This window comes from Paenibacillus sp. BSR1-1 (genome assembly GCF_030403775.1).
Classification (GTDB): domain Bacteria; phylum Bacillota; class Bacilli; order Bacillales; family Cytobacillaceae; genus Neobacillus.
The window spans coordinates 1-20,591 of the sequence record NZ_JAQMWQ010000006.1 but is presented as its reverse complement, the minus strand read 5'-3'; the positions used below and the strand labels follow the sequence as shown (position 1 = coordinate 20,591).

19 protein-coding genes and 1 pseudogene are annotated in these 20,591 nt (G+C 39.0%); 9 read left to right on the top strand and 11 right to left on the bottom strand.

The features are described from left to right. Positions 1–91 precede the first annotated feature (91 nt). Positions 92–826, top strand: coding sequence for a metallophosphoesterase family protein (locus tag PH210_RS11675; RefSeq protein WP_289985534.1), 735 nt, complete (start codon positions 92–94; stop codon positions 824–826). A gap of 40 nt (positions 827–866) precedes the next feature. Here PH210_RS11675 and PH210_RS11670 read toward each other — a convergent pair whose 3' ends face one another. Continuing rightward, positions 867–1,754 carry a YitT family protein gene (locus PH210_RS11670; RefSeq protein WP_289985533.1) on the bottom strand — a complete coding sequence of 296 codons (888 nt, stop codon included), beginning with the start codon at positions 1,752–1,754 and terminating at the stop codon, positions 867–869. 152 nt (positions 1,755–1,906) lie between these two features. Further along, positions 1,907–2,080: a hypothetical protein gene (locus tag PH210_RS11665; RefSeq protein ID WP_289985531.1), complete on the bottom strand. Its 174-nt coding sequence runs from the start codon at positions 2,078–2,080 to the stop codon at positions 1,907–1,909. A gap of 226 nt (positions 2,081–2,306) precedes the next feature. Between PH210_RS11665 and PH210_RS11660 the strand changes: the two genes are divergently transcribed. From PH210_RS11660 to PH210_RS11645, 4 genes are all read left to right on the top strand, one after another. Then, the gene (locus PH210_RS11660; protein ID WP_289985530.1) at positions 2,307–3,791 is read left to right on the top strand and encodes an aldehyde dehydrogenase family protein; all 1,485 of its coding nucleotides are present in this window, start codon (positions 2,307–2,309) and stop codon (positions 3,789–3,791) included. 218 nt (positions 3,792–4,009) lie between these two features. Continuing rightward, a complete protein-coding gene (locus PH210_RS11655; RefSeq protein WP_289985528.1) occupies positions 4,010–5,275 on the top strand; it encodes a molybdopterin molybdotransferase MoeA in 1,266 nt (421 codons plus the stop codon). A gap of 148 nt (positions 5,276–5,423) precedes the next feature. Further along, positions 5,424–6,212 carry a molybdate ABC transporter substrate-binding protein gene (modA, locus tag PH210_RS11650; protein WP_483312099.1) on the top strand — a complete coding sequence of 263 codons (789 nt, stop codon included), beginning with the start codon at positions 5,424–5,426 and terminating at the stop codon, positions 6,210–6,212. 187 nt (positions 6,213–6,399) lie between these two features. Further along, positions 6,400–7,068: a YjbE family putative metal transport protein gene (locus PH210_RS11645; RefSeq protein ID WP_289985527.1), complete on the top strand. Its 669-nt coding sequence runs from the start codon at positions 6,400–6,402 to the stop codon at positions 7,066–7,068. A gap of 176 nt (positions 7,069–7,244) precedes the next feature. Here the strand turns inward: PH210_RS11645 and PH210_RS11640 are convergent, their stop codons facing one another. The 8 genes and pseudogenes from PH210_RS11640 to PH210_RS11605 all read right to left on the bottom strand — a co-directional run bounded on the left by PH210_RS11640 (position 7,245) and on the right by PH210_RS11605 (position 14,921). Beyond that, positions 7,245–8,771 carry an amidase gene (locus PH210_RS11640; RefSeq protein WP_289985526.1) on the bottom strand — a complete coding sequence of 509 codons (1,527 nt, stop codon included), beginning with the start codon at positions 8,769–8,771 and terminating at the stop codon, positions 7,245–7,247. A gap of 119 nt (positions 8,772–8,890) precedes the next feature. Then, entirely contained in the window at positions 8,891–9,865 is a 975-nt protein-coding gene (locus tag PH210_RS11635) for a P1 family peptidase (RefSeq protein ID WP_289985524.1), read from the bottom strand. A 3-nt stretch (positions 9,866–9,868) separates the two neighbouring features. Next, positions 9,869–10,420 (bottom strand): ECF transporter S component, encoded by a 552-nt coding sequence (locus PH210_RS11630; protein ID WP_289985523.1) that lies wholly within the window; start codon positions 10,418–10,420, stop codon positions 9,869–9,871. A gap of 105 nt (positions 10,421–10,525) precedes the next feature. Then, on the bottom strand, positions 10,526–11,368 hold the full coding sequence (locus tag PH210_RS11625) for an energy-coupling factor transporter transmembrane component T family protein (protein ID WP_289985521.1): 843 nt from the start codon (positions 11,366–11,368) through the stop codon (positions 10,526–10,528). After that, on the bottom strand, positions 11,352–12,248 hold the full coding sequence (locus PH210_RS11620; RefSeq protein WP_289985519.1) for an energy-coupling factor transporter ATPase: 897 nt from the start codon (positions 12,246–12,248) through the stop codon (positions 11,352–11,354). The genes PH210_RS11625 and PH210_RS11620 overlap by 17 nt, the downstream gene beginning before the upstream one ends. Then, positions 12,245–13,099 (bottom strand): energy-coupling factor transporter ATPase, encoded by an 855-nt coding sequence (locus PH210_RS11615; RefSeq protein ID WP_289985517.1) that lies wholly within the window; start codon positions 13,097–13,099, stop codon positions 12,245–12,247. Before PH210_RS11615 ends, PH210_RS11620 begins: the two co-directional genes overlap by 4 nt. A gap of 163 nt (positions 13,100–13,262) precedes the next feature. Further along, positions 13,263–14,094 (bottom strand): annotated as a pseudogene (locus tag PH210_RS11610) (isocitrate/isopropylmalate dehydrogenase family protein). A 116-nt stretch (positions 14,095–14,210) separates the two neighbouring features. Further along, positions 14,211–14,921 (bottom strand): FadR/GntR family transcriptional regulator, encoded by a 711-nt coding sequence (locus PH210_RS11605; RefSeq protein ID WP_289985515.1) that lies wholly within the window; start codon positions 14,919–14,921, stop codon positions 14,211–14,213. Between the two features lie 365 nt (positions 14,922–15,286). On the opposite strand from PH210_RS11605, the gene PH210_RS11600 reads away from it, so the two are divergent. Continuing rightward, positions 15,287–16,720, top strand: coding sequence for an MDR family MFS transporter (locus PH210_RS11600; protein WP_289985514.1), 1,434 nt, complete (start codon positions 15,287–15,289; stop codon positions 16,718–16,720). A gap of 54 nt (positions 16,721–16,774) precedes the next feature. On the opposite strand, the gene PH210_RS11595 is transcribed toward PH210_RS11600, so the two are convergent. Beyond that, on the bottom strand, positions 16,775–17,791 hold the full coding sequence (locus tag PH210_RS11595) for a coiled-coil domain-containing protein (RefSeq protein WP_289985513.1): 1,017 nt from the start codon (positions 17,789–17,791) through the stop codon (positions 16,775–16,777). A 402-nt stretch (positions 17,792–18,193) separates the two neighbouring features. On the opposite strand from PH210_RS11595, the gene PH210_RS11590 reads away from it, so the two are divergent. From PH210_RS11590 to PH210_RS11580, 3 genes are all read left to right on the top strand, one after another. Next, on the top strand, positions 18,194–18,604 hold the full coding sequence (locus PH210_RS11590; protein WP_354669978.1) for a GNAT family N-acetyltransferase: 411 nt from the start codon (positions 18,194–18,196) through the stop codon (positions 18,602–18,604). A gap of 329 nt (positions 18,605–18,933) precedes the next feature. Beyond that, positions 18,934–19,110, top strand: a complete 177-nt coding sequence (locus PH210_RS11585) for a hypothetical protein (RefSeq protein WP_289985512.1) — start codon at positions 18,934–18,936, stop codon at positions 19,108–19,110. A gap of 234 nt (positions 19,111–19,344) precedes the next feature. Further along, a complete protein-coding gene (locus PH210_RS11580; RefSeq protein ID WP_289985510.1) occupies positions 19,345–19,833 on the top strand; it encodes a CBO0543 family protein in 489 nt (162 codons plus the stop codon). The last annotated feature ends 758 nt before the right edge of the window (positions 19,834–20,591 follow it).

Here is a 20,591-nt window from a genome sequence, read left to right as displayed (position 1 = left end):
TAAAAATAGATTAGAAAAAAGATAACTACCGTCCCTTTCACACCGATGCTACAATTAAAATAAATGTTATAAATGTATGAGGTTATGAGTAATGAAAAGGAAATTCGCTATAAGCGATATACATGGTGAGTTGGATTTATTGATTACTTTGCTGAATGCTGCAGACTTTAATCCTTCTATGGATCAATTAGTTTTCGTTGGTGATTTAATTGACCGAGGTCCTGACTCAGTCGGAGTGATTAAGTGTGTGAAGAAATTGAAGGAGCAAAATCCCGAAAATATTTTTGTTATCCTGGGAAACCACGAAATCATGATGCGGCAGTATATATTCGGAGGAAAAAGTCATATGTGGCTGCGTTATGGGGGACTGAAGGTTATTGAAGAAATGAAGACCAAATTTGAAGGCATAACGGATCGGAATAATCACCTCGTTTGGCTGGCGAATCTCCCTCTTACCCATGTAGATGAAAAGTATTTGTATGTTCATGCTGGGATTGATTTGTCTCGTGATATTAATAAACAGGAGGAAGCGAGTACCTTTATTCCTCTGAAAGAATTGTATTCAATAGATCCTAATGTTTTAAACAAAACCGTGGGAAATCGAATCATCGTCCATGGACATACGCCATACCCTTTGGTATACCGTGCAGGTAACTTCATTTCATGTGATACGGGAGCTTCTGTTTATCCAAATGGAAAACTATCTTTGGTTGACCTTACTAATCAAATATACTATTGCTGCGAAACTGATTCTACTAGAGTACTTGAGTTATCCATCCAAGCACTTGATATAAAAGAAAGAATTAATAAACAGCCGCACAAGTGACGACTACTCACTGTGCGACTGTATTTAACTTTGATCCTTTTTAATGAATATCTTTTTTCTTAAATCGGCCTCCATATACGGAAGATACATCAGTAGCAATGATAAATGCTTGGGGGTCTAGCTCCCTAATGATATCTTTCATTTTGGTTTCCTCAAGCCTTGTAAAAACACATAATATAACTCGTTTATCTTCGCCGCTGTAGGAACCCTCTCCGTGCAAAAAGGTCACTCCCCGACCTAAACGCTCTGTTATCGCATCCGAAATCTCGTCAGTATTATCGCTTATGATATACACGGATTTCATATCATCCAATCCTTTAACAACAACGTCAATAGTCTTGAATGCAATATAATATGTAAGCATTGAGAATAAAGCATTTTCTAAAGAGTAGACAAAAGCTGCAATCGTGAAGATAATCACATTTACAAACATGATAATTTCACCAACAGAAAACGGTAGTCTTTTCTCCACTAAAATTGCCAATGTTTCTGTACCATCTAAAACTCCACCATTTCTGATCGTTAAACCTACCCCTAAGCCTAAAATTAATCCACCGAAAACAACGGCCAGCAGCTCATTATTTACGATAGGTTTTACATGATGCATAAAAGAAGTCGCCACAGAGAGAGCTACAATTCCATACAACATGCTAATCGCAAAGGTTTTACCGATTTGTTTATATCCTAAGAAAAAGAAAGGCAAGTTTAAAATAACTAAAAATATACTTAGGTTTATGGCGGTCACATGACTCAAAATCATGGATAAGCCCGTTACACCACCGTCAATCATATTGTTTGGAATTAACACTGCTTCTAAACCATAGGCCATAATGATGGCACCAATAGTAATAAAGACCGCTCTTTGAACAATATTCCTTAAGGTTAATCTTTTGTGTTTCATTCCCTTTTTTGCTTCTGGTGTACTCATTAAATCTCTCCCTTCCATATTCATTATTGTTTACTTATTTTTAACAAATCAAATAATATGCCCATTTTATATTCATACGAAAAAGCTAGTCGGGAACTTGACCAGCTTTTTTCACAAAAGTACCTGTCAATTCATAAATGATCGGGTTTCTTCTATTTTATTCGTTTAATTCTGTTTTCCTTTTTTGCTTTCATGAGTTTTTGCTTTTTGACCACTTTTCTTCTTTCTATTTCTTTGGAACAATCTTCCCTCCATGAAATTAATTCTTCATTGGACATTGTTGGTATTCTTTCAATTATTTCGATTAATAAATCCGATTTAATCATCTTCAAAAACCCCTTCATATGATTATGATTTTAGTCTTTACAGGTTGTTATCCAGTTTATACTATTTAAAAATATAGAATAGAGTTTTTAGTCCATTATGTCATTTATTGTCAGAATTTTTATATTTATTTTTATTGTTTATATATTTTCATAGTGTTAACATTTCATATGTAAACGCTACCATGATTATCCTAATAGAATACATATTCTTTTAAGGAGGAATTAGATGAGTCAATTAACCACAGCTATAAAAGAAAAGGTTGAAAGGTTCCTAACTGGAAAGAAGAAGTTATTTATTAATGGAGAATTCGTTGAGAGCAATTCGCAAAAAACCTTCGATACCTACAATCCAGCTACGGGTGAGGTATTAGCATGTGTTTACGAAGCGGGTGCAGAAGATATTGATCTTGCAGTAAAAGCGGCACGTAAAGCATTTGATCAAGGACCATGGTCAAAAATGAGTGCAGCGAATCGAAGCCGGCTAATGTATAAGCTTGCCGATTTAATGGAAGAGAACAGTGCTGAACTAGCACAATTAGAGACGTTAGATAACGGTAAACCAATCCGGGAAACAACCAATGCAGACATTCCTTTGGCCATTGAGCATATGCGCTACTATGCAGGCTGGTCTACGAAAATTGTTGGACAAACCATTCCTGTTAATGGACCATTCTTAAACTATACTCGCCATGAGGCAGTAGGAGTAGTGGGACAAATTATCCCTTGGAATTTCCCTCTTCTCATGGCAATGTGGAAGCTCGGAGCCGCTCTTGCAACTGGTTGTACAGTTGTGTTAAAACCGGCAGAGCAAACTCCTCTTTCAGCTCTTTACTTAGCAGAACTCATTCAGGAAGCTGGCTTCCCGGCAGGTGTTGTCAACATAGTTCCTGGTTTTGGAGAAACGGCAGGTCAGCCGCTTGTTGACCATCCTTTAGTGGATAAAATTGCTTTCACTGGTTCGACTGAAGTTGGAAAATTGATCATGGCAAATGCCTCAAAATCATTGAAGCGAGTAACACTTGAGCTTGGAGGAAAATCTCCTAACATTATCCTGCCTGATGCGGATTTATCCAAAGCCATCCCAGGTGCTCTTAACGGTGTAATGTTCAACCAGGGTCAGGTTTGCTGTGCCGGATCGCGCGTGTTCATCCAAAAGAAGCAATTCGATAATGTTGTTGCAGATATGGCTGCCCATGCGAAGAAAATTAAGCAGGGTGCAGGAATCCATGTTGATACAGAAATCGGACCACTTGTTTCAGATGAGCAGCAAAAGCGTGTGCTTGGCTATATCGAGAAGGGTCTAAATGAAGGTGCACAGCTAGTAGTTGGCGGTGAAAAGCCTCAGGAACAAGGTTATTTTGTATCCCCTACGATTTTTGCAGATGTACGGGATGAAATGACCATTGCAAAGGAAGAAATCTTTGGACCTGTTATATCTGCCATGCCATATGATGATTTAGACGAATTAATTAATCGGGCAAACAGTAGCGAATATGGGCTGGCAGCTGGTGTGTGGACACGCGATGTGGCTAAGGCACACTACATTGCCAACAAACTTCGTGCAGGAACCGTTTGGGTGAACTGCTACAACGCCTTTGATGCTGCTTCACCATTTGGCGGATATAAACAATCTGGTATAGGGCGCGAAATGGGATCCTACGCACTTAATAACTATACAGAAGTTAAGAGTGTTTGGATTTCAATGCAATAAAATATTAATAGTTTCTTTAAAAAGAAGGTGCTGATTCAGCAACCTTCTTTTTTCTACAGATAATTACAATTCTATTATTCCTTTGTATGTTTTTAGTCTATTTAAAGATTAGTGAATTCTGTTTATCACTTTTATTAATTTGTTATAATCAAGTAAGTCTAATTATTAATAAATAGGCTCTTAGTAATTTACTCAATTTAGAAAGGGAAGAATTTAACATGGTAGAAATAAGAACCCCTATTCAAATTGGAGAAGCCGTTGCAAAGGTCATGAGGTTTGCCCGCTTTGGAGAAGCAGAGGAAGTAAAGCTTGAACAATCATTTGGAAGGTACTTAAGCGAAGATTTAATTGCAGACCATGATGTACCTCATTTTGATCGTTCTGGATACGATGGTTTTGCAATTTGTTCAAAAGATTCACTTACAGCTAGCAGTAACAATCCTGTTGTTTTTGAGGTTATTGAAGAAATCGGTGCAGGTTATGTAGTAACGAAAGAAGTGAAACCATTTCAAGCAGTCCGTATTATGACTGGTGCGCAAATGCCAGAACAATGTGATACTGTTGTCTTACTTGAGTTAACAAAGGAATTTGAGAAAAACGGAAATAAATACATAACTATAGAACGATCCTTTCAAGCAGGTGACAATGTATCTTTTAGAGGAGAAGATGTAAAAAAAGGAAATGTACTAGTTCCAAGAGGTACCTATATTAATCCTGGAGTTCAAGCGTTACTGGCAACATTCGGTTACCATCAAGTTGAAGTTGTAAAAAAACCTCTTATTGGCATTTATGCAACTGGAACTGAACTGTTAGATGTACATGAGGAACTTAAGCCTGGGAAAATTCGGAATAGTAATGCACATATGGTTCATGCACAAATTGAACGTGTAGGTGCTATTCCTTATTATTTTGGCAAGTTAGCCGACAATTTTGAAGACTGCTATAAAGCTATTTCAAATGCAATAAACGAGGTTGATATTTTGATTACAACAGGTGGTGTATCTGTTGGTGACTTTGATTATTTACCTGCTATCTATGAAAAGCTTGGTGCACGTGTATTATTTAATAAAATTGCGATGCGGCCAGGAAGCGTCACGACCGTTGCTGAATTGAACGGTAAATTATTATTTGGTCTTTCAGGGAATCCTTCAGCTTGTTATGTTGGGTTTGAGCTTTTTGTAAGACCCCTAGTTAATACATTATTTGGATCAAAGAAGCCTCATTTAAAAAAAGTAAGAGCCATTTTACAAGCAGATGTAGCCACTTCAAATGCATTTACTCGATTTGTGCGAAGTTATCTGTCCTTTAGCGAGGAGGGGTTACAAGTCGAACCAGTTGGATTCGATAAATCAAGTATGGTCTCGACACTTGCAACAGCAAATAGTTTACTGGTATTGCCAGGTGGGCCGACAGGTTTCAAAGCTGGAGCGGTAGTCGAAGTGCTGCTCCTGGAAGATGTGGAAGGCAGCGAGTGGCCGTGGTAAGGAACCCTTCTAACTGTTCCAAAAAAGAAGGATGCTGGTTTTTCAGCAGCTTTTTTTAAAGGGTCCCATATACAATTTCCCTGTCTGTGAGGTTCATAACTATTTATAATTACTAAAGTGCAGTTATGTTTAGATTGAAAGGGTGAGTTTGATGAAAAAATTAAATCTTTTATTTTTTACGATGATGCTATTATTAGCCATATCAGGATGTTCAACAAAAGAACAGAAACAAGCAGCTTCTGAAAAGAAAGTGGAATTAACCATTTCAGCAGCAGCAAGTTTACAAAATGCCTTAAATGATATTAAAGCACATTTTGAAAAAAAACATCCAAATGTCATTATAAATTATAACTTTGGAGCTTCTGGGGCACTTCAACAGCAAATTTCTCAGGGAGCACCTGTCGACCTATTCTTCTCTGCTGCTGAGGACAAATTTCAGAAATTAGTACAGGATGGACTTATTGAAAAGAAAAACGGAACTGATTTAGTAGGAAACGAACTTGTCCTTGTAGTACCAAAAGATTCAAATAAAGGAATTAACACATTTGAAGATTTAACAAAAGCTGATAAGGTATCACTTGGTACCCCTGAGTCCGTTCCAGCAGGGCAATATGGTAAGCAGACCTTAGATAAGCTAAAAGTATGGAAGTCTATTGAAGGAAAAGTAGTATATGGAAAAGATGTTCGACAGGTGCTTACTTATGTCGAGTCTAACAATGTTGACGCAGGACTTGTATATAAGACAGATGCATTAACTTCTCAAAAAGTTGAAATAGTTGCAACCGCGACGGAAGGCACACATGATTCGATTAGATATCCACTAGGTGTAATTAAGAATAGTCCACATCAAATAGAAGCCCAACTATTCTACGATTATCTTAAAGGTGACCAATCAATGAAAACGTTAGAAAAGTATGGATTTAAGAAACTAAAATAGTTAAAAATGGCACCAAGCTTTGGTTCTACACAAAGGATGTCCTTTAAAGGAAACTAACAAAAAACTAGATTTGGACAGAATTTCCATATTAAGTTCATAAAATTTTTTGCCAGAGTCCAAAAAGATATGATATATCAATAACATAGAAGTTTAATAAATATACATAAACTGGGGGAATTCTAAAGAAATGACAGTTCTACAAATTTTAAGTTTAATAGGAATCGATATTTTGTTATCGGGTGATAATGCGGTGGTTATTGCATTAGCTGCTAGTAAAGTACCTCAGCATTTGAGAAATCGGGCAATTTTTGGCGGGACATTAATGGCTATTGTTTTAAGGATTCTAGCAGCAACTGTTTTAATTCAGTTTCTAGGAATCCCCTTCGTGCAATTAGTGGGCGGTTTAATCTTGTTACGTATCAGCTACAATTTAATCGCACATAAAGAAGAAGAAAACGCAAATATCAAACCATCAGATCGAGTTCTAGCAGCAATCAAAACGATTGCGATTGCCGATTTTGCCATGTCTATTGATAATGTTATTGCCTTATCAAGCGTTGCGGAAGGAATTCTGCCGATTGCAATTGGAATTCTCATCTCCATCCCAATCATTATTTTTGGCAGCAAATTATTAACGAGCCTAATGGAGAGATATCCGATTATCGTTTATGCCGGTGCAGGTTTATTAACCTATGCTGCAGGTAAAATGATGGTTGAAGATAAAGGCTTAGAAAAGGTCCACATCTTAATTCCAGAATCACTTCATTTAGTTATTCCAATTGCTATGGCTATCATTTTGGTGGTAGCAGTGTTTGTTAGAAACAACATGGGAAAAGAAGCAAAAGCTACAATTTAATCATGAAAGAGCACCGTTTAAAATGCCCTGCACTACAAAATGGGCTAAATAAACAATAAAAGCAGCCCTTCGGCTGCTTTTATCTTTTTTCTTATGATTCTTCATATTTTTCTTTAAGTCTTTTAATCTTTGATCTTTCGATTTTTCGGTGTTTAATTTACTATCAGTTTCTTCCCCTACAGCTGTCTCCTTGATTCCGAAAAAGGCGAAAGTTGTTGTGTCACTGCATCAATCGATGTTACATGTACACCTGGCCGCCGCCCTTGATTCCATTTTCCATTTAGTGCACGCTCGATTTGGGCTCCCAGCTGCAGAAGCAATCCATCGTCTCCTTGACGTGTGAGCGCGTGAATTCCAAGCGGAAGCCCGTTCTCAAGTTCAGCCATCGGCAACGAGATGCCCGGAAGACCACAAAGGTTGGCAATCGGAGTATATGAAAATATCCCCCAGAGGTTTCTGAACCAGTCGTAGACAGAAGGATTATCGCTGATTGTCAGATACTCCTTCGTTCCAACCAATGGCGTGGGCAGGGCAATCGTCGGGGTCAGAATGATATCCCAGTCCTCAAAGAAGGCGGCTACCCTGCGAGAAGTGTCGTTGAACTTCGACTGCATCTTCGCACGTTGTGTATATGAGGCGGAAATGCCTTCTTCCCAGACCCGAATGCACATCGGTTCAATAAGATTTGCAGATGGTTTTTCCAAGCCTTTTTGCTCCAATACACCCTGAATAGTTTGTGCAAAATTCATAATATAGCACTCGGTTTGTGCCTCGTAGGCGGTATGAAAGTCAATGTCCGGAATCACCCACTCGACGTGATGGCCAAGTGCTTCGAGAAAGCGGGCCGCCCGCTCCAATTCAGCAACTATGTGTGGTGTGGACGCATAATCTCCCCACTCATGTGAAACGGCGATACGAAGTTTTTTCGGATCCCGGCGTATCAGCTCGGAGTAAGGCTCCTGTGGTGTCCAATATGGCATGAACTCACCAGGTGCTCCCCCCCTGCAGCTGTCCACAAAGGCAGCGGTGTCACGTATTGTGCGTGAGATGCAGCCTTGAGCAGAGACAACACCCATCAGGTCCGAACTGTAAGGGGCTACCGATAAGACGCCACGGGACGGCTTTAGACCAATATTGCCGTTTACACCTGCAGGAATTCGAATCGAGCCGCCGCCATCTGTCGCATGGCCGATGGGAATGATCCCGGCCGCAACCGAGGCTGCTGTGCCAGCAGAGGATCCACAGGTTGTATAGTCAAGATTCCACGGATTTCGCGTAACATAGACCTCTGGATTCTCGGCTGAACTGCAGAGCCCAAACTCAGGTGTTGTCGTCCGCCCGATGATGTTAAGACCTGCTTGGCGAATGCGACTGGTAAGGAAGCTGTCGGCTGAAGCACGATTTCCTCGCATAAACAGAGAACCCATTTCCTGTAGACGCCCTTTAACAGTGGGTCCTAGATCCTTCATCAGAAATGGTACCCCTGCAAAAACCCCATCAGGATTCGTTCCTTCTTTCATGGGGTCATTGACTGCATCTTCAAAGACCTCAATGACGGCGTTGATTTCAGGATTTAAGGAATCAATGGCAAGGGCGACCTGTTCGGCAACCTCTTTCGGGGTAATCTGGCCCTTCCGTACCAAATCGGCGAGGCCGATGGCATCTAGGTTAGACCATTCATTCCAGCTCATAACTGATGTCACAAAGTTTCACTCCTTCATATTTGTTCGGATTGGATATTTATCACTGCAATCTTATCTTTACAATGTAAAAAACCCTAAATTAATTTCGTATTATCCCAATGGTTATTTACAGCCACTTATTACCGCTCCACTTGATGTTTATTAAATAAATCTTTATGAGCGATAATTCCTTCAATACTTTCTGCTGATTTAACAGCGTTTATTATCGCTATCTCCATGACCTTTGCTGCAAGCCCGCCAATCACATCTACCGGAACCCTTTCTCCTCCGGTAGCCACTGCAAAAATGGTGTCACCATCAAACAGGGTATGTGCTGGATAAATCGTTCTTGCATACCCATCTTGAGCCATTTGCGCTACTTTTGTTGCCTCGGCCTTTGTTAATTCTGCATTTACAGCAATCACTCCAATGGTGGTATTAGATCCAACAGGAATAGTAGGTTGATAGTTTTGTTCAAGAAGCTTGATACTATCAACTAGCTTCCCATTTTTATAAGGTCCTGCCAAAATTTCTCCCGTGGAAGAGTCACGGACATCACCGGCAGGATTGACAGCCACAATCGCGCCTATCACCACACCATTTTCTAAGCGGAACGACGCACTGCCGAGTCCGCCCTTCATACAAAAGCCAGGACCAGCCAATTTACCAAGGGTAGCCCCGCACCCGGCCCCATAATTCCCTATACTAAACCTCTCTGTTGTTGCCGCTTTTGCAGCGTCGTAACCCATCTGTTTATCTGGTCGAATTTTAGGGTCGCCGTATGGCAGATCAAACAACACTGCTGCTGGAACAATAGGAACCTTTGCGACACCCACATCTAAGCCGATCTCTTCTTCCTCTAAGAATTGCATTACGCCAGAAGCAGCATCCAAACCAAATGCACTTCCGCCGCTTAAACAGATAGCATGAACTTTATCAACTAAATTAATCGGGTTCAAAAGATCGGTTTCCCGGGTTCCGGGAGCGGACCCTCTTACATCCACCCCCGCTACTGCACCCCCTTCAAAAAGAATAGCGGTACAACCGGTTAATGCCTGTTGATTTTCTTTATTGCCAACTTTTACTCCCGGTACATCTGTAATTTGATTATGCATCCCTTACAAATCCTTAGAAATTTTTGATTTCTGCGTTTTGCCAATCTGTTTCCAAGCTAATACAACCGCTAATGTAACAATAGTACCGACAATGGCTTCAGGAATTCCGTTTGTGATTCCGACTGTCCAGGCTACTCCCGCAGTTAAATAATGGCGAACTACAGCCATTGTTAACACAAGTACAGTATTTGTTAATGTCCCGATAAATGCGGCAGCTCCAACTGCCAAGTATTCATTTTTGCGTCGCAGTCCAACATAAATTAGCCATGAAACCACTCCGATAAAAAGCCGCGGTAAAATCGCTACTAATGGATCCTTAAAAAGAGGGACCGTTGCGTTAAGGAAAGAGGATATTCCAAAAATGGCGCCAACAATTAAGCCAACCACTGGTCCCTGCATAATCCCCCCAATAATAGCGGGAATGTGCATGATTGTGGCATTCCCAGCCGCTGTTGGAACTGGAATATATCCCAATCGTGTTACCCCTAATAAAATGGCTACTGCACCTAACACCCCAGCGATGACGATATCACGAACCGTTAAAGATTTTTTCATTCAAATACTCCCCTTTTGTTTTTGGATTTTTTAAACAGGCCCTTTATTTGCTCAGAGATTGTGTTTTTTTGGATTCTCCGATAAACTTTCGAAAACAGCCTTTAATTAAAAAGGAAACGGATAAAATAGTAATAGTAATGAAAAAAATAATCCAACCAATAAGACAAGATAATCCTTCGCTATTGCTTTATAAACGGAGTAGGAACTTCTTTCGCCTCCTGGCGTATAGCAGCGTGATTCCATTGCAAGAATCAAATCCTCCGCCCTTGACAAGGCGATATTAAATAAAGGGATAATAATCGGAAACATTTCTTTTGTTCTTTGAACAATTCTCCACCAGCCGCCGGTACCAAAGTCGGCTCCCCTTGAGGCTTGTGCTTTCATCATTTTTTCCATCTCGATGGCAAAGGTTGGGACGAATCGAATCGCAATCGTTGTAATCAAAGAGATTTCGTGGACAGGGAACTTAATTTTCTTTAATGGGCTTAATAAGCTTTGAATGGAATGTGTTAATTCTGTGGTGGAAGTTGATAAGGTAAGTACACTGCTTAAGAAGATGATTTCAATAAATCGAACGGCTGATACAACTACCAATCGAATGCTTTCACTGGTGATTAAGACAAAGCCATAATCCACATACACTCTTCCATCTGAAAAGAGCTGTCCTTGAAAAAGCAGCTGTAAAACGGCTAAGATGACAATAAATGGAATGGCTGGTTTCACACCAGATAACCCGTAGCTGATTGGGATTTTGGAGGCCCAGAATAAATAAAGAGATAAAACTAGACCAATGGCATTTCCGAAATAACTCGTATTAAAGGCAATCGCCACAACGAGAATAACAAAAACAAGAAGCTTTATTCTTGGGTCTAATCGATGAATAAATGAGCCTGTTGGTACGTATTGACCAATTGTAATACTACGGGATATTTCAAATTCGCTGGACATGTTCTGAACCCTCCTTCTTGCCGGCAAGAACCTTCATAATTTCCTCTGCTGCTTCCAAGACGGAAAAAGCTTCCGTATTTACTTGGTATCCAAGATCAGTTAATTTATAAAGAACCTGCACCGTTTCAGGGGTCCCTATTTGATGATGCTGCAGTTTTTCTTTATCCGTAAAAATTTCTTTTGGGGTGCCTGTTAACACGTCAGTTCCTCCAGCCATCACATATACGCGGTCTGCCAGCATGGCGACCTCTTCCATATTGTGTGACACAAAAACGACCGTTAATTTTTCATCCTTGTTTAACCGTTTAATTTTATCAAGCAATTCCTTTCTTGACTTCGGATCCAAACCAGCTGTCGGTTCATCAAGAACTAATATCTTCGGTTTTAAAGCAAGAATTCCTGCTAAGGCTACCTTTCGTTTCTGTCCGCCGCTTAACGCAAAGGTTTGCCTGTCCTTTATTTCCTCAAAATCTAAACCAACCACGTCCATCGCCCATTTGACCCGCTCCCTCACCTCCTTAATAGGAAGGCCTAATTTAAAGGGCCCATATGCAATGTCATCACCTATAAGTTTTTCAAAAATCTGATCCTCCGGGTTTTGAAAAACAAGTCCCACTTTCTGCCTCAATGTTTTCAAATCCACCTTTTTCTTCGATAAATCTTCCCCGTCAATGATGACTTTTCCGGATTCTGGACGCATCAGTCCATTGAAATGCTGGATTAGAGTCGACTTTCCAGATCCTGTATGGCCAATGATGGCTATGCATTCACCTTCTTCTGCATAAAGGTTGGCTCCTTTTAAGGCAACATGCTCCATTGGGGTTCCCTTCATATACGTATGGGATAGGTTTTCTATTTCGATGATTGGCCTGCCCGTCATGTTCCCACCTCCTCTTTGTGAAATTTCTCCACTTCTTCAATAAACTCATTTTCTTGAATGATGTCCTTTGAAAAAGTGTTAAATTGGCTGTGAATCACTTCGGCCATTTGGCTCACTGAAGGCACTTCTAATTGCAGATTTTCTAATTCCAGCTTATGTTTAAAAATTTCACGCGGCGGACCATCCATGACAATCTGCCCGCCTTCAATGACGATAATCCGGTCAGCTTCCGCCGCTTCCGACATATGGTGTGTAACGGTAATAATCGTCATTCCCATATTGTTCATTTTCCTCATCACCTGAAGAACTTCTTTCCGGCCAAAACTGTCTAGCATACTTGTTGCTTCATCAAAAACAATGCAATCTGGCTTCATCGCCAGCACCCCGGCAATCGCAACCCTTTGCTTCTGTCCTCCCGAGAGGTGATGCGGCGGTCTGTGGCGGAACGGAGACATTTTGACAACATTTAAAGCTTCATCTACTCTCTTTTTCATTTCTTCTCTTGGTACTCCAATATTCTCCAGGCCAAAAGCTACATCTTCCTCCACAATCGTCGCAACAATTTGGTTATCTGGATGTTGGAATACCGTGCCAACCGCTTGACGAATAGATCGTTTCTTGTTGACATCCTTCGTGTTATGCCCGTGAACCCAGACATCACCGCTGTCTGGAGTCAAGATTCCGTTAAGGTGTTTGGATAAGGTAGATTTTCCTGATCCATTGTGGCCAATTATGGCTACATATTCTCCAGGGAAGATGGAAAAGGAGATGTTCTTAAGAACGGATACTTTCGTTTTTTCATTGATTTTGTATGAAAAAGAAACATTTTCTAATCGAATAATGGGCTCCATTTTATTCTCCCTTCATTTTTTCTAATATTTAGAAATATGGCTATTCAAATTGCATATTAATTGCTAGTATTAGCACCTTCTTCTAAAAATCTTTTAACCGTTTCTTTCCTCATACCGCCCTGTGCACCTGTAACAACAAACACCTCATTTTCTAATCTCATCATTATCGATCCTCTCTTACTAATAGTAAATGTTGTAAAGCATCACATATTGCTGAACCCATTTCACTTGTCGTCGAACTGCCGCCTAAATCAGGTGTTCTTACTTCATTTTGTACAAGGACCTGTTCAATTGATTCTAAAATGCCAGCCGCTAAATCCTTTCTCCCCAAATGCTCTAGCATAAGTGCTGCCGACCAAATCTGTGCAATCGGATTAGCGATTCCTTTGCCCGCAATGTCAGGAGCAGAACCATGGACCGGCTCGAACATGGAAGGGAAATCTCCTTCCGGATTTAAGTTTGCAGATGGGGAAAGCCCAAGCCCTCCTACAACCGCGGAGCCTAAATCACTTAAAATATCCCCAAACAAATTGGAGGCAACAACTACCTCGAAATCCTCCGGCCTGGATACAATCTGCCTCCGCTATTCGAGTATTCACCTTCAGCATTTTCCCTGACGATAACAAAATCGATATTTTCACCTGTATAACGGCTAGGCGCACCCTTCAATAATTTTACCGGGCGTAAATTAATGTACTGATTGAACATTTTCCGTATTGGCATGATTAGCTCCCATACCGTCACATCATCAGGCACTCTCTTATCGCCGATCGCCCCGAATAAAATAGCATCATATTTTTTTAAAGTGTCGAGGGCGTCGTCTGGCATCATCTTTCCATTGCTTAGATAATACTCGCTGTTCCAATCAAATGTATCAAATTCGATTTGAAATGAAGGGTCCACGTTTTTAAGCAGTTCTAGGACTTTAACTGCTTCATTCTTACCTCCGGGCCGATTCCATCCCCAGAGATAACAGCAATCTGATAATTAGTCATTTTATCCACCTCTTATTTCATTGATATAATCATTAAATTAGTTGAGTGTATTAAGATATTATCCAACTAAGATAGAACGCTCTCAAAAAAGAATAGAGTATGAACCTTTTGCCTATTTATTTCTCAGATTCATCTATTTTTGCCGAAAAGACCTTTTCAGGTAATTCAAGATGGTTACGCATAATTAAAGAAGCCTTCTTACTATTTCCATTTAAAATTTGAAAATAAATGGTTTCATGCTCCATTAATATCTTTTCAATAACGCCTGAAACTTGGAAAAATTTAGATATTTCTGATCGGTAACTATCAATAAGAAGCGTAGTAATTTTTTGCAGTACTTGATTATTTGAAGCTTTTGCTACAGCAATGTGAAATTCAACATCCCACTTAGCAAAATGTTCATAATCGTTTAAGCTTTTCTTCATTCCCTCGATCGTTTTTTCAATTTCTATAAGATTGTTATTTGTTCTTCGTTTTGCCGCTAATGAGCTTGTTTCACTCTCAACGATTTGTCTCGCTTCCACTATTTCAAGCAGGTTATTGATATTATGGAAGATTAATGATGAAAATTCTGGAGTAACAAACGTTCCTTTTTCTGATTTATTTAGGTAAGTACCTTTTCCTTGATGAAAACTTATAATCCCTACTGCAGATAATTTAGTCAGAGCTTCTCTAATAACGATTAAGCTGACCTGATAACGGTTTGCCAATTCCTTCTGAGAAGGCAATTTATCACCATATGTATACACACCGTTTTCCACATCTTTTAAAAAGACATTAACCACATCATCGACTAGGGATTTACGTTTTATTACCATGTTTTCCATCCGTCCTTAACTCTTAATATGATACGATAACTTAAGAGTATTTTATAAACACAATTCTGAATTGTCAATATATTAAAAATTGTTTTATTAGTTAAATAATTTTTTGATATAGATAAAGTAAGTTCAAATGTTTTGTAATTGTACTTTCTCAAAGAAAAAAGCCCCAAACGGGACTTCATGTATGACTTATCATCCTATTAAGGTAAACAATTCTAGCAAATTTCATTATTAAAACTTTTCTTTTTGCTATTCAATACATCAACTAACACTCTTACTTGACTTGGATTATTTTGGACACTAAAATTTAACAGATAACAGACTTATCGGAATAGAAAATTGATATCAGAGGGAAGTGGAGTCCTAAAATGAAGCAATACAATACGCGTGCCATTATGGCGTCGCTGCTCATCTGCGGTTTTGTTGGCATGTTCAGTGAAACAGCTCTCAACATTGCGATTAGTAATTTAATGGTCGTTTTTCAAATTTCGGCCGCGACGGCACAGTGGCTGACGACAGGTTTCCTGCTTACACTCGGCATTTTGATGCCGATGACTGGGCTCCTTCTACAATGGTTTACGACAAGACAATTGTTTATCGGTTCATTAGTGAGCTCAATCGCCGGAACATTGATTGCGGCGCTCGCGTTCAATTTTGAAATGCTTATGGTCGCTCGCGTTCTTCAGGCAGGCGGCATGGGCCTGCTGATTCCGCTCATGTTCAATACGATCCTCGTCGTTTACCCACCGGAGAAGCGCGGAGCGGCGATGGGTTTCGTCGGACTTGTAATTATGTTCGCACCAGCGATTGGTCCGACAGTAGCAGGTCTTCTAATTGAATATTTTACATGGCACTACATCTTCTGGCTCTCTCTGCCGTTTTTAATGCTAGGGCTGTTGGTAGGGCTAAAGTATTTGGAAAATGTTACAGAAGTCACGAAGCCTCGAATCGATCTACTGTCTGTCGTATTATCAACGATTGGCTTCGGGGGCGTTGTTTTTGGTTTTAGTAAGGCAGGCGAAGGAGCAGAAAGCTGGACCAGCCCGGTCGTGCTCTCTTCCATCATCATCGGACTTGTTGCACTTGTGTTGTTCACATTAAGGCAGGTGTTTATGCGTGAGCCAATGATGGATCTTGGCGTCTTTAAATACCCAATGTATATCGTGGGGCTGCTTATGGTACTTGCATGTATGATGATCATCTTGTCCAGCATGATTATTCTGCCACTGTTTCTTCAAAACGGTATGAAACTATCCGCGTTCACTGCTGGACTTATTCTGTTGCCAGGCAGCGCGCTGAACGGCATCCTTTCGCCGCGCATGGGGCGTTTGTTTGACAAATATGGACCAAAGTGGCTTGTTATTTCCGGCCTCGCCGTCGTGGCGATCATGTTGTGGTGTCTCTCCAGCATATCGTCCCAATCTTCGATTGCATATATCGTCGCTTTACATATTGGATTAATGGTAGGGATCTCCATGGTCTGGATGCCGGCGCAGACGAACGGCCTGAACCAGCTTCCGCCTGAGCTTTACCCACACGGTACGGCAGTCATGAACACGCTGCAGCAGGTTGCGGGTGCGATCGGAACAACGATTGCGATCATCATCCTAACGAGCGGCATGGATAAGTATATGCACGAATCCCCTGCTCCAACCAAACCGACCGAGATGGCTAATGCGATGACGCTCGGTTCCCAGCACGTGTTCTTGTTCGCCATGATCGTGACGCTGATCAGTCTTGTCCTAGCGTTCTTTATCCGCCGAGTCATCGTTAACCATGCTGAAATGAATCCAATGCATTAATGTTTTCAAAGGGAGCCCGCTGGGGCCCCCTTTTTTTCTTACAGCAGATTAAACTCAAAGCATTGCTTTATAAGTATATGATCCTTTGTATAGCTGATCCCACTGTTCATGCAGCCTTTCGGCTGTCTGATAGTCATCGAAGTCCACTTTTGAATCTGCCTGTAATTTCTCTTTTAAATGGCGGCAGGATTCTTCCCATTCCTCTAAACTTTTCATATCAATAAGTTTTGCAAACCTTGGTCTCATACTTTCCCAATTAGAAAACATGTTATTACACCATTCCAGCAAATATTCATGGTATTGCTGTTGTTCCTCTGTATCCAACCATTTATCTAATTCAACCTTATTCTCCTCTTGTAAAGCTTCAGTTTCCAAAAAATCCTCATGGATTAGTTTTTGCTCTTCCAATTCCAAATGTTGAACAGACTCAACTTCTATCTCTCTCTTCTCTTGATAAGCATTCAATTCTTTGTATAGCAGTTCCCACTGTTCATATAGCCTTTCAGCTGTCTGATAGTCATCGAAGTCCACTTTTATCTCTGCGTGTAATTTCTCATTTAACTGACGGTAGGATTCTTCCCATTCCTCTAGGCTTTTTATATCAAAAAGTGTTGAAAACCTTGGCCTCATACTTTCCCAATTAGAGTAAATATTATTACACCATTTCAGCAATTCTTCACGGTATTGCTTTTGTTCCTCTGTATCTGATTCATCCACAATCTCCTCTTGAATACCTTCTATATCCCAAAGTTCTTCTTCATGGAATTGTTTTTGCTCTTCCAATTCCAAACGTTTTTCAGAATTGTCTTTAATCTCTTCTTGATAAGCATTTGATTCTTTGAATAGCTGTTCCCACTGTTGATAAAGCCTTTCAGCTGACTGATGGTTCCCGACTTCCTCTTTTAAATCTGCCAGTAATTTCTCTTTTAATTGACGGCAATATCCTTCCCATTCCTCTAAAATTATTATATCAACAAGTTTTGAGAACCTTGGCCTCATACTATTCCAGTAAGAATAAATGTTATTACACCCTTCCAGCAAATCTTCACGGTATTGATTTTTTTCTTCCATTTGCTGCATTCCCCTCACAAAGGTTAATTATTTTTTTAATTATCCTGATTATAATGACCCCAAATTTATTTCATGTTCCACGATTGTCCTAGGCTTAGGTATTCATGGATATATAAAAACAATATGACGTAAGTAACAAAACGGAGAGGGCTATTTAACCATTTCTAAAAAAGAATTATTCTTAATCAAAAATAAATGCTTCTCTAAAACAACATTGTATTCCCTGCTTCAAAATCCTTACGTTATTATTAAGTAGTACATGGAGGTGCTTATCATTAATAAACCCATTTGAAAACAATGGAATTCTTATTATTGAAACAGAACAGTATCTTTTTAGAGGTCTTACACTTGAGGATGCCCCGGCATTATTCGAATTTATGAGCGATGCTGAGACAATGAAATATGTCAGAAATGGAAGAGAAAACGAAGAGCCATCTTGCAAACTTTCAAAAGGAGAAAGAAATTCCTTGGGTGATTATTGAAAAAAACAGCTGTGAAGTGATTGGCATGTTTCGCCTTCATAAACTCCACATGTGGTATAAAAAAGCAGAAATGGGTGCATATTTGCACCCAAATTATCACAAAAAAGGCGTTATGACCGAGGTCTTAAAGACAATTTTGCCTTTTGTATTTAATGAACTTGGACTAAATCGCATTGTCGGAGATTTATTTGCAGAAAATCAAGGTTCAAAAAAACTTCTTGAAAAATTCGGCTTTCATCAAGACGGAATCCTTAGGCAAACTGACTTTGATGGTTCCAAATTTCACAACACCATCGTCTGCTCATTATTAAAAAAAGAATTTAACCAGTAAGATATGGTCATGTTTTTTATGTTATCTATTGTTAAACGATCACAGAAAAAAGTTGGTGTAACGCTTAAGTAAAGACAGGAACCTTTCAAACGATGGGAATAATGATTTTCCTGCTTATGTATGGTTTTCTATTAAAGCTTCGATTTGGTGGGGAAGAGTAAGAGTCTCTTCTCACACCTTAACTATTCCTTCGATTACTTCACAAATATAAACACATATTAATTTCCCATTACATTTTTTTCATTTATTTATCATTTACTATTAAACTACATAAACCGACCTGTATGTTTCGAAAATTTTGATGAGGAGTATCACAAAAGGGGGAAATTATGAATTCTGAAGAAAAGTTAGAAGAATTAGTGGATTACATTGCCGTTTTGAAGGAATACTATATGACTGTTTTATCACAGGAAAAGGAGGATTATAACAAAGCTTTTATTAAAGGTAAGTTAAATGTATTAGATGATATTAGAAAAAGACTAAAAAAATTGGATATAACAAAATAGATATTTACGATGAAAAGGTACCGAAAACCTTCTCAATTAGAATTAGAGGGTTCCCTTTTGAGGTCTTATCTGAAATTACATAGCAATTGGAAACAAAGAAACTCGCCAGCGGCGAGTTTTTTCATTTTAGGCAATTAAACACAAGAATAAAAAGCTTTGAAACCTACGAGTATCATTGAATTATTTTGGAAATTGTATTAATATCACCATACATAATTGAGAGGATGTCAATCAGTGGAGAAAAAGTTGTTAAATTTGCTCACTGCCTTTTGTATTGTTTCTTTACCATTCTTATTCAAGGGTTCAAAGATGAGAGAAAACCTACTTATATTTTTCTCAAAAGGAGTTATTGCAACACTACTTGATGCTTATGTTGTTGGAACCAAAAGAGTTGAATATCCTGTTCGCCCTTTACCACGCATATTTAAAACCAACATTGTTTATGATTTATTATTTTTTCCAATTTTAAGCGTCATTTGGGTTAAAATGTCATACAATGATAATTTTGGGAAAACCCTTTTAAAAAGTTTGGTATTTAGTGTTCCCATGAGTATTGGCCAATGGTATATGGAAAAGAACACTAGATTATTTAAATGGAAAAAATGGTCACCATTCCATACTTTTTTCAGTGTTAATTTAACTTTGTTTACGATTAGAGGATTCGTTGGTTTATTAAAAATATTTGATAAGTTAAAGGGGCATCAAAATATGACCGATTTATAAAGGTTGATATTATAAAAAATAATTTTATAAAAAGAAATTATCGATTTGGTTTTATTTGTTTTTACTGTCTTAGTTGTTAATTCAATTGTTTATAAAATGGAAAAACATCTTACTAAAAATCAAATAGTTCACATTTGGGCATTTCATCATTATTGGTGTGACCTGGGTTGATATATTTAAGATGAAAGAATCTTGGGTACTGGTATTTTGATAAGGGGATTGGGTGGCGAAATTTTTTGGTATATACAATACTTATCCCACCTGTTAGTGTTCTAATTTTAAACTGGCACCCTTTTAATGATTCTTTGTTAAAAAAACTTCGTTACTTTGTTTTTTGGAACATATTTATGTTGTTTTATGAATCAATTGCCTTACTGCATCAACCTTGGGGATTCTTTCATTATGGCTGGTGGAAGTTATGGTATTCAATTATCGAGGACCCTATTTTATTATTAATTTTGTTTGGATATTATAAATGGATATGAAAAATTGAAAAAGTCAATTACGTGCCTTGAAATTAAATAAGGGCTTAATCTGACGATGCTTTATATAAACCGATGTATAAGCTAGTATTGAGCATCAGCTAAACCGCCAGATATTTTACTTTCTAAGTGCTTTATTATGTGTTCGGTGCATGAAACCCAGATAAAAAAGCCCTAAAAATCTGATATTATCCCCTTTAAGTAGACAGTGTAAAAAAGCCCGCTAATTTGGCGGGAATGATACACTACTACTTGGAGGGGATTTTTAATGGCTAA